We start from the raw sequence: 9,623 nt of genomic DNA on the forward strand, positions 1-9,623 counted from the left end.
GGCACATGGTCACTCTATGCAGTAGATCATCATGCTGCCGTGAACGCTGATCTCCTGGAGTGCATCAAGCCCAACAACGATCACTGTATCCACCTCAGTGATCAGCATCGGATTTATCAGAGTCCCGGCGTTTTCCGTACTTGCCTCGCAACCGACATCATGGCCGCCACCACTCTGGCTCGCCTCCCTCGTCGGACGATGGGCTCTTCCTGGTCGTTTCCGACGCGGGGTGGGGGCGTCGCAAGGCTTCCGGCCGGAGCGGGGTCTCGGGGGGCAGTGCCTGCCACGGGTGCGAGACGCTACCGTCTGGCTCCCAGCCGTTCCGCCGTAGACGCTGTGCCTCGTCCGTCCGGCCGTCCGCTTTCAGTAGAACGTGAGCCGTCCCCCACCAGTCGCCGTGTGGTGCGCCAGCGGCCGCGTTGGACTGACACCACGCCAGGGCGTGGTCGGTGAGTCTGTGTTCCCCGAGCAGCCGCAGGACCTGATCGGCGTTTAGCTCGTCGTAGGTCCGACCAAGGACGCTGAACGTGCCCCCGCCGCGGCCCGCTCCGACGAGTCCCCACAGAGTTCGAATGAGGTCGTGGCCCATCGGGAATGCTGGTTCCTGGCGACTTTTTTGTGTACCGCGCTCCTTCGCCAGCAGCCACGAGACATCGTCGTCGGCAAAGAATTCTCCCAGCTGCGATCCGTCCTTGGACGCAGCTGCCCGATTGTCAGGCACTGTCCCTTCAAGTTGCCGCGCTTCTTGGAGGGCGTAAGGGTCACCGGCTTCTTTGGCCGCTCGCTGGTACCAGAACCGGGCCTCTTCTGTGTGTCCCACTCTGGCCAGCATCTGGGCCACGCAGCGATAGGCGAAGTGGTCGCCCATTTCGGCGGCGCGCCGGTACCAGGTGAGCGCGTCCTCGGGACGTCCCAATTCGGCCAGCAGCCAGCCGGCCTCCCCCATGGCGAAGACATCGCCCGCCTGTGCGTGCTGGAGGAGCACTGCGAGTGCCTCCTCGCTGCGCCCCAGCCGCACCAGCATGACAGCCACGCCCCGGAGAGCGGTGCTGTCCCCGCTCTCGGCCATACACCGATACCAGGCGAGGGCGTCCTCGGCACGCCCCTCCACCGTCGCCTGCTCAGCCAACTCCCTGGGATCGACCGAGGCTTCAACTTCGGCCGCCCGCCGGTTCCAGGCCAGAGCCTCTTCTGTACGACTCATGCTGGCAAGCAACCGGACCAGGTCAGGAAGCACGCTGCTGTCTCCTTCGGACACCAGGAGCTGATACCACAAGAGAGCCTCGTCACCGCATCCCAGGAAGCTACTCAACGTGCGTGCGATGGTGCGGATGTCCACGGTATGGCCGGCATCGTTGGCGTACCGGTACCAAGCCAGGGCCTCATCCGTGCGTGCCATGACCGACAGAAACTCAACGAGCGCGTCCAGTGCGCTGGTGTCGCCGTCGGTGGCCAGGGAACGGTACAGGCCGAAGGAGATACGACGCAGACCGCGTCGCTGGGCAATCGCGGCCAACTCGGTGTGCTCGGAGGAAGCAGCGTGGTCAGCCGCCGCCGTCCACAGCATGGTGGGCGGGGAGAGGCGAGCCCGGGCTTGCCCCACGTGCTGCTCGAGATAGTCGGCGAGCCGGTAGCGTGGATGGGCAGGCGACCCCTCGCCGTGACGGGAACGTACACGGGTCAGTGCGCCCCGAGCGCCCCGTACGGGGCGGGCGGCATCGGCAAGGGCCTCCTCGAACCAGTTGTCCGATAGCTGGTTCCACTGGGTGTCCGCGAGATAGCCGCCTGCGGCGACCTCCAGCAGAGTGGGCGGCAGAGCCGGGCCGAGGCCCAGTCGGCGGGCATCGATGGCGGCGTCGATGAGTGCCCGTGCTGCAGCCGGAGCGGTGTGGTAGTGCTCCAACAGAGCAGGACCACCAGCGAGATACTGTGTGATCTGGCCCTCCTCCGCGCGCTCGGCAGCATAGGCCAGACGCGGATCGGCAGCGGCGGCGGCGTGCAGGGCATCAACGTCTCCTGGTTCGGTGAACGCGGCAGGAACCGGCAGTTCATGGCCGACCAAGAGGGCCCGAGCCTGAGCATGTGGATCCGCCTTCTTCCTGTCACTCGGGTCGGGGTACGCGGTGAGCTCGGCCCAGTACTCCGGCCAGATGGTTCCCAGCACAAGCACCGGCCCGCGGCCTGGATCACGCAGCAGCTCGCGCAGCCCGGCGGCCACGCGTTCCCCCACGTCGGAGGCCGAGGTAAGCAGGTAGTGCTGGGCCTCGTTCAGCCAGATCACTGTGCTGGGACCAATCTCCTGCATCTCCGCAAGGGCGGCCTCTGGACGGGAGGGATCGATGGGATGCCACAGCCGCCATTCGTCGGGCAGCAACTCAAGGGCTTCCCAGCATGCACGGGTCTTGCCCGTAGACGAGCCGCTCACCAGCACCACCACGCGGCTCACGCCGCTCACTGCCTCACTCACGATCGCGCGCAGCCGCGCATCATGAGCTCGAGGGATGTACGCAGGCAGGACAGGCAGCGTTACCGCCCGCGTCGGCTCAGCCTCGATCGCCTTATGCACTTCCAGTGCGAAGGGATCGGTGAAGAGGGCGACCGGGCGCCCCAGCGAGGTACTCGCGGTGCGATGCGCGCGTGCTGACTGGGCCCGGTCCAGCAGCGTGCGCCATTGGCGTTCCCTCGGCTCCTCCCCGGCCCAGCGGCTCCACAACTGCACCAGCGCCCACACCTTTTCACTGCTGGCCGAGCTGGGGACCTTCGCTGCTCCAGGGTCGTCTGGAAGCCAGTCACTGATCCGCTGCCCGCTCAGCTCCACCCGGTACGGCGCAGCTCTCAACGCTTGTTCTGTCTCACGGCGGGAGTACAGCTGGCCTGCCTTGTGACGGGCTGCCTCAGCCCGCTTCTCCAAGGCGCGCAACTGGTCGTAGAAGGCACGACCCTGCTCGTTCACCAGTCCCCCTCAACATGCTGCCCGACTGGCGATACCGCCCGGAGCGGGAACAACGGGCACCGCCGCTGACCAGCAGAGTAAAACCAAAGTGCCCGCCGTGCCCGCCGCTTCGGACGGAAGTATTGGTCCGACCGCACGCTCAGTCTTCCCGCCCGGCATCCCGTCGCTTGCGGTCAGTCAAAGGAGCGTCTGTGAGTCACGAGCGCATGAATAACAACCGGAACAGGACGCAGACCGTTCGTCGTCTGATCCGTGCCGCTGTCTTTGGCTTGGTTCGCGGCAGCGCCTCCGCGGCCGGATCTGCTGTTGTCGCCGGAATCGTGTGGTGGATACAGCGATAATCCTCGGCTGCCTCAAGTACCCCGGTCGGCGACTCGTCATCTCCGGCAAAGATCAGGCCCTACGGCCTTGGAAGACGTCCTTCTCCCCGGCCCCGGGTGCGGAACACCAAAGAGGGTTTCCCAAGGGGCCTCCGAAGCGGGGCCCCAAGGAGCCCCCTTCGGCTTGCCCGGTGCTGGTCGGGCTCGTGGTCGGGGCGGGCACGCCGGGCGTCGGCTGATGGTCGGTGTGCCGTCATCGCCGTGTCTCCTTCGCTGCCCCGATCGGGCGGTCGTTGCGAAGCAGCAGCGTGCAGGTGCCCCCCTGTCCGCGATCTGACGGCGGTCGGCAGCGAGCGCGGACGAGGGGAAACGCGACCGTACGCGGTGCGGTGGCGGACCTGGACAAGGGGTCGGCTGCCGGGGCCAGCCTTCGGGTCGTCAGCTGGACAAGGGGGCCGGGTTTGACCCCGGGCAGCCCGGTTCTGTGACTGAGCGCCATAGTTGGCCGGTCAGCGTTCTACGTGGCCAGCCTGAGCGTTCGCGGCCGACGAGCGCTTGGCCTGGCATGATCGCGGTATCTGAGCCGTCGCCTCGGAAATCGACGGGATATCCGATGTGATCACCCTCACCACTACAGTGCTGCCATGACGACCGCACCTCACCGCAGATTCTCGGCCCGCGTCAACCGAGCCGAAGCCGAGTTCGACGGACCGTTTGAGAGCGTGCCCCCGCAGAGCCCCGATGCCCCGAAGCTCGCGCTCCGGGCAGATGCCTGGGCAGCGCCCATCGGCGGTGTGCAGGCAGCACGTTGAGCGAAGAACCCGTCTTCATCCGGAGCAAGTTGGGAACCAGCCGATACGTCTACAACCACCGCAACCCGGTTGGTCTCGCACTCATCATCCTCACGCCGCTTGTCGCGCTCGGCGTGCTGTTCGGTATGCAGGCCGAGTCGACGTGGAGTGAGGGCGAACTCCGCGACGCCGTCCGCAAGGGCGTCCAAGATCTAGGCGGCAAACGGCACTACACAAGCCTGGAGGGCAACCACGGCTTCCTGATCGCGGAGGCGATCCGGGAGAGCGGCATCGGGCCAGGGCACGGCGTCGACACGCGTGAAGAGGAGGGCGGAGGCTACACGGTCAGCACTGAGGACACCGAGACGGTGTACTGCGTCCGCATCACACTGACCCTGGACGAGCAGCCCCCCGTAGTCTTCCCGGGGGCCGAGAACCTGCCGCCCCCCGACCCGGGGATGCTCGCGTTCTACCTCTCCCACGCAACCTTCAGCAAGGGCGCTTGCCACTGACCTGGTGATCCTTCTGAAGCCCCTGCTGCGGGTGATGGCGCGCAAACCGTCGATGTAGCCGCTGGGGGCCGGCGGCGGCCAGATTCTCAGGCGAGGAACAGCATCCCTACCAACTACTGCTGTTGCTTCGGTGTCAGGAAACGGCGGCAGTGAGGTGGTAGGTGGTGTCGACCCAGAAGCCGTCGCCCGTGTCCGCTTTGATCTCCAGGACGTTGCCCTTGCCGAAAACGTCACCCATTGAGGTCATGCGGCATGTCGGTACTCGTGGAGAATCCCGCCAAGGCGATCGCGGCAGCGTATGTCGAGGCGGGCGATCTCGTCCGGATCAGTGATCGGCATGGGCAATGGATACAGCGGGCAGGCATTCGCGATGCCCTGACGCGGCCGATGGAAGTTGTAGAACTGTTCGAACGCGCGCGAGGCGTGGAGCAGCGGCCGAACTTTCTTCCCGAGTGCCCGTCAGGCGGGAAGCGGGTGCAGCCGGAACGCCAATGTCACCGCTCTCCGGCCAGGACCCGATCGATGCGACGTTCGACGGCTTCAGCGATCCCCCGATACTCGGAGACGGCTGCCGACGCCTCCGGTGGCGCCGAGCACGAGAACGCGTGCCATGCGGTGACCTTTCTGGACGGGTGGCAGGTCGGGGGGGGGGCCGGTCAGGCGGCGGCGATGGTGACGCTGACCTCGCCGGCGGGGCGGGCGAAGTCCTCGATTCCGCTGGTGATCTCGCCGAGCTTGACCAGGCCCTCGGCGTGCTGGAAGTCCTTGTAGAAGATGGCGAGGTTGCCCCAGGGGGCGTAGAACGTGATGTCGCCGGCCCGGGCCGCGGTGCCCGAGGGGGACCCTTGGGTGGACAGCTTCTCGGGCAGGTCGCTGACCTTCTCGGTGCCCACGTAGTCCCTGAGGGTGAGGGGCAGCGGCAGCAGGTCGGCGAAGTCGCGTGCGGCGGCGCTGTCGTTGAGGGTGGCGTCGTAGCTGCCCGTGCCGGTGGTGAGGCGGATGTTCATGGCGGTCTCTTCCCGTTCGGGTGCGGTGGATGAAGCGGAGGGCGCACGGCCGGCGGGGCTGCTGGTGACGCGCGGTTCCGGTTCCCTCTCGTCGACGGCGCCGGTGCACCCGCCCATCGTGAGGATTCCGGCCGTCACGACCGCGCCCACCTGGCGGCGGCCCCCGCCCGGCCGGGCGGGGGCCATCACGTCTCCAGCGGTGAGGCGTAGTGCCGGAAGCCGCCGCGCTCGGTGTGGAGGTTGAAGAGGGTGTCGGCCAGCAGGCCGGGGTCGGTGTGGGGGTCTGCGGGAGTGATCGCGCCGGGGATGATCAGCTGGGCGACGTGCACGCCCTCGGGGGCCAGCGTGGCGTGGAGCATGCGGGCGTAGGCGCTTTCCGCGGCGAACGCGATGGAGGTGCCGGCCCGCTCGGGGTGCGGTTGCACGGCGCTGCCTCCGTTGACGAACAAGATCGTGCCGCGCCCGAGTCGCTGCATGTCAGGCAGGGCCTGGGCGACCGCGGTCATCGGACCGTACAGGGAGAACTCCAGCGGGCCCTGCAGGTCTGCCGGTGCGGTGTGCGGGAGGGGCTTCATGAAGTCCTTGTGGGGCACGGGGCTGTACTGGAGGACTTCGATCGGCCCGAGCGTGGAGGTCGCGGCGTCCAGGGCCGCGGTGAGGGCCTTGGGGTCGCGGACGTCGGCGGGGAAGCCGGCGGCGTGGATGCCCTCGCCTCGGAGGCCGGCGGCCAGCGCGCCAAGGTGTTCGGCGCTGCGGGAGATGAGAGCGATCTCGAAGCCTTCACGGCCGAAGCGCCGGGCGGCTGCGGCGCCCAGACCCGGTCCGGCGCCGATGAGAGCGAAGGTGGTCATGAGGGGACTCCTTGTGGGTGGTGAGCCGGGCCTCCGACCAGTGAGGCGGGGCCGGTTCGGCAAGTCAGGTCTGCGGCGTCAGACGCAGGGTGGTGGCGCGGGCTGCTTCGCTGACCATGGGTTCGACGTAGCCGCTGTAGCGGCCGTACTTGGTGCGGTAGGCGGCATCCACGCGGTCGTTGACCGCCGGGTCGTCAACGGGAGCAAAGAGGACGTCGGCCTCGGCGCCGCCCGCGCTGATGTGCCCGGTGCGGGTGGTGCGGGCGGCGTTCCACCAGGTGCCCTCGGTGCCGCGCCAGGAGCGGACATACAGGTCGTCTCCGTCGGCCACCACCCAGATGGTGGTGGGCCTGCGCAGAAGACCGCTCGCGTTGCGGGGGGCGATGTGCAGTTCGTCGGCGTCGGCGATCTGGTGCAGTGTCGCGGGCCTCCAGGTGGTCATGGGCTGGTCTCCTTCGCGGTGCGGGGTGCCTGGGCGGGATGGGGGAGAAAGCCTTTCCGCGGGCTCGTCGCGGGGCCAGGCTCCGCTGCCGTGCCGGACGCGTCCTGCGGGTGGGAGCGCAGGAAACAGGCGGCGATGCCGGCGCTGCCCGCGATGGCGGCGGCCAGAAGAAGTCCGGTGCGCACGCCGGCGAGCATCGGGGCCTGATGGGCGATCAGCGCGCCGAACACCGCGACGGCCAGGGCGCCGCCGAGCTGGCGGGAGGTGTTGAACACACCGCTGACCGTGCCGGTCTGGTGCGCGGGCACGCTATTGACCAGAAGGGCGGTGGCCGGGGGCATGGCGAGCGGTCCGCCCATGCCCACCGGGAGCATGAGCAGCGCCAGCGCCCAGGTGGGCGTGGAGGCGGGGGCCGCGGCCAGGGCTATCAGGCCGGCGGCCATCAGCACCAGGCCGGACGCGATGGGAACACGGGGCCCCAGGCGTTCGGCGGCCCGCGCGGAGAGAGGGTTGATGAACGCCGACAAGGCGGTCATCGGCACGAACGCCGCTCCGGTGGCCAGCGGCGACAGCCCGCGCTCCTGCTGGAGGTAGAGGGAGAAGAGGAACACCATGCCGTAGAAGGCGGCCATGAACGCGAACCCGGCCGCGCAGGAGATCACCACGGTGCTGCGGCGCAGCAGTTCCAGCGGCACCATCGGTCGGCGCCCGCGGGCCTGGGCCCGCACGAACACCGCGACGGCCACCAGCGTGAGCAGCACCGCCCCCCACACGAGGGGGGTGAGACCGCCTTCGCCGGCCTCGATCGCGGCGAAGGTCAGCGCGCCCATCGCGATCACGGCGGTGACCTGCCCCGTCGTGTCGATCGGGACCGGACGGCGCGGGGAGCGGGCGGTGCGCGCCAGCAGGAGCAGCGCCACCAGGCCGACGGGCAGGTTGATGAAGAAGATCACCCGCCAGCTGATGAGGCTGGCCGCGCCCCCGGCGACCGGTCCGGCCGCCGAGGCGACCGCACCGCCCACCGCCCACAGCGCGACCGCCCGTGCCCGCCGGACCGGGTCGGTGTACGCCTCGCGGATCAGCGCCAGACTGGTGGGCATCATCGCCGCGGCGCCCGCCCCCTGGACTAGCCGTGCCACGATGAGCACCGGCGGAGTGGGGGCGAGCCCACAGGCCATCGACGCGGCGACAAACACGGCCAGCCCGAGACCGAAGGCGCGGCGGGCGCCGATGCGGTCCGAAAGGGACCCCGCCGACAGCAGCAGGGCTGCGAGCATCAGCGTGTAGCCGTCGAGGACCCACTGCAGGCCGGTCATGCCGCCGCCCAGGTCCGTGCGGATCGCGGGCAGTGCGACGTTGACGACCAGCGCGTCCAGGGTGATCACGAAGAAGCCCAGCAGTGCCGCGCCCAGCGCGGCCGCCGGGTGCCCCTGCCGTACGGGCGCGGTGCCCTCGGCGGAGCGGGAAGCGGTAAGGGGCATGGGGGAGACTCCTGGAAGGTGCGGGCGCGGCGGACGCCCGGGGTGAGCGCGGCGCCGCGCCCACGGGGAGGGGCGTGGGGCCTTCGTGCTGCGGCCAGTTTCAGCAAACCGCTGACCACGCCTGCGGGGAAGACACTGCTGTGCCGGGTACCGGCAGTGCCCCCCTGACGCTTCGGGGCACATGGCACCAGTGACGGACGGGTTCGCGGGCGGTCTCCCGGGGCTCGGGCGGAGGGCTTGCCGCCCCGGCCAGGGGCGGGACTGAACGCCGGGACGCTCAGCTCCCACCTGAGCTGGGGGTCAGTGGGCGGTGAAGCCGCCGTCCACGGGCAGAGCGACGCCGATGACGAAACTGGCGGCCGGGCTGCACAGCCACAGCACCGCGGCGGCGACCTCCTCGGCGGTGCCGAGTCGGCCGATGGGCTGCTGTTTCATGATCTCGGCCATGGCCTCGGCCTGCCCCTGGAGCATGTCGGCGACCATGGGAGTGTCGATGGTGCCGGGGCACACGGCGTTGATGCGGATGCCCTTGGGTGCGTACTCGACGGCGGCGCTGCGGGTCAGGCCGATCACGCCGTGCTTGGACGCGTGGTAGGCGGCGCGTTCGGGCAGGCCGACCAGGCCCCCCAGGGAGGAGCAGTTGACGATCGCGCCGGATCCCTGGGCGCGCATCTGCCGCAGTTCGTGCTTCTGGCAGGTCCAGATGCCCCGCAGGTTGACCGCGTTGACGCGGTCGAAGTCCTCGGCCGTCTCATCGGCGGCGTCGGAGGGCGGAGACTGGATGCCGGCGTTGTTGAAGGCCATGTCCAGGCGCCCGTAGGTGTCCACCGCGCGGGCGACCATGGCGGCGGCCTGCCCCTCGTCGGCTACGTCGCAGCCGATACCGAGGGCTTGGTGGCCGGCGTCGGACAGTTCTTGGGCGGCTCGCTCGGCGGCGGCACGGTCGAGGTCGGCCAGGACGACGGCCGCGCCGGCCTGCGCGAAGCCGCGGGCGGCGGCCAGACCCATGCCGGAGGCGGCGCCCGTGACCAGGGCAACCTGCCCGGTGAAGTCGTAGGTGGGGTTCATCAGCGAAAGGTCCTGTTCAACGATCGGGGATCGACGGGGCAGCGATTGATGTGTGGCGGGGCGGGAGGGGGGGGGGGGGGCCCCCCCCCCGCCCCCCCCCCCCCCCCCCCGCCCACCCCCCCCCCCCCCCCCGGGGGGGGGGCCCCCCCGCCAAGGCCGGGTTTCCCCCGGCCCCCCCGGCCCCGGGGGGCCCCCCGG

At 69.7% G+C, this 9,623-nt stretch carries 8 protein-coding genes; 2 read left to right on the plus strand and 6 right to left on the minus strand.

Features of this window, described 5'->3' with window-relative positions:
• Positions 1–157 precede the first annotated feature (157 nt).
• Entirely contained in the window at positions 158–2,953 is a 2,796-nt protein-coding gene (locus tag ACIRP2_RS37135; protein WP_404258190.1) for a hypothetical protein, read from the minus strand.
• Positions 2,954–3,917: 964 nt separating this feature from the next.
• Here ACIRP2_RS37135 and ACIRP2_RS37140 point away from each other — a divergent pair.
• A complete protein-coding gene (locus ACIRP2_RS37140) occupies positions 3,918–4,085 on the plus strand; it encodes a hypothetical protein (RefSeq protein ID WP_404258191.1) in 168 nt (55 codons plus the stop codon).
• Complete coding sequence (locus ACIRP2_RS37145; RefSeq protein WP_404258192.1) at positions 4,082–4,576, plus strand: hypothetical protein; 495 nt, start codon at positions 4,082–4,084, stop codon at positions 4,574–4,576. Before ACIRP2_RS37140 ends, ACIRP2_RS37145 begins: the two co-directional genes overlap by 4 nt.
• Before the next feature lie 656 nt (positions 4,577–5,232).
• Here ACIRP2_RS37145 and ACIRP2_RS37150 read toward each other — a convergent pair.
• The 5 genes from ACIRP2_RS37150 to ACIRP2_RS37170 all read right to left on the minus strand — a co-directional run bounded on the left by ACIRP2_RS37150 (position 5,233) and on the right by ACIRP2_RS37170 (position 9,425).
• Positions 5,233–5,769 carry a cyclophilin-like fold protein gene (locus tag ACIRP2_RS37150; RefSeq protein ID WP_404258193.1) on the minus strand — a complete coding sequence of 179 codons (537 nt, stop codon included), beginning with the start codon at positions 5,767–5,769 and terminating at the stop codon, positions 5,233–5,235.
• A complete protein-coding gene (locus ACIRP2_RS37155; RefSeq protein WP_404258194.1) occupies positions 5,769–6,434 on the minus strand; it encodes an SDR family NAD(P)-dependent oxidoreductase in 666 nt (221 codons plus the stop codon). The genes ACIRP2_RS37150 and ACIRP2_RS37155 overlap by 1 nt, the downstream gene beginning before the upstream one ends.
• A 64-nt stretch (positions 6,435–6,498) precedes the next feature.
• Positions 6,499–6,876 carry a DUF2255 family protein gene (locus ACIRP2_RS37160; RefSeq protein WP_404258195.1) on the minus strand — a complete coding sequence of 126 codons (378 nt, stop codon included), beginning with the start codon at positions 6,874–6,876 and terminating at the stop codon, positions 6,499–6,501.
• Complete coding sequence (locus tag ACIRP2_RS37165; RefSeq protein WP_404258196.1) at positions 6,873–8,357, minus strand: MFS transporter; 1,485 nt, start codon at positions 8,355–8,357, stop codon at positions 6,873–6,875. The genes ACIRP2_RS37160 and ACIRP2_RS37165 overlap by 4 nt, the downstream gene beginning before the upstream one ends.
• Before the next feature lie 300 nt (positions 8,358–8,657).
• Positions 8,658–9,425, minus strand: a complete 768-nt coding sequence (locus ACIRP2_RS37170; RefSeq protein ID WP_404258197.1) for a glucose 1-dehydrogenase — start codon at positions 9,423–9,425, stop codon at positions 8,658–8,660.
• Positions 9,426–9,623 lie beyond the last annotated feature (198 nt).

Source organism: Streptomyces sp. NPDC101194, from assembly GCF_044767885.1.
Classification (GTDB): Bacteria; Actinomycetota; Actinomycetes; order Streptomycetales; family Streptomycetaceae; genus Streptomyces.